The following is a 538-nucleotide window of genomic DNA, read 5'->3' on the forward strand; positions in this document are numbered from 1 at the left end:
ACGTTGGACAGGAACCCTTGGTCTTCCGGCGAGGAGGCTTTTCACCCCCTTTATCGTTACTTACGTCAGCATTCGCACTTCTGATATCTCCAGCATGCCTCTCGACACACCTTCGCAGACTTACAGAACGCTCCCCTACCACTCACGCTTAGCGTGAATCCGCGGCTTCGGTGCCTGGTTTGAGCCCCGTTACATCTTCCGCGCAGGCCGACTCGACTAGTGAGCTATTACGCTTTCTTTAAATGATGGCTGCTTCTAAGCCAACATCCTAGCTGTCTGAGCCTTCCCACATCGTTTCCCACTTAACCAGAACTTTGGGACCTTAGCCGGCGGTCTGGGTTGTTTCCCTCTTCACGACGGACGTTAGCACCCGCCGTGTGTCTCCCGGATAGTACTTACTGGTATTCGGAGTTTGCATGGGGTTGGTAAGTCGGGATGACCCCCTAGCCCAAACAGTGCTCTACCCCCAGTAGTATTCGTCCGAGGCGCTACCTAAATAGCTTTCGGGGAGAACCAGCTATCTCCGAGTTTGATTGGC

At 53.9% G+C, this 538-nt stretch carries 1 rRNA gene; it reads right to left on the reverse strand.

The annotated features are described in order from the left end of the window. Window positions 1-538, reverse strand: a 23S ribosomal RNA gene (locus tag J9893_RS22115); the annotation flags it as partial.

Source organism: Aeromonas sp. MaB10011B (assembly GCF_017939325.1).
Taxonomy (GTDB): domain Bacteria; phylum Pseudomonadota; class Gammaproteobacteria; order Enterobacterales; family Aeromonadaceae; genus Aeromonas; species Aeromonas caviae.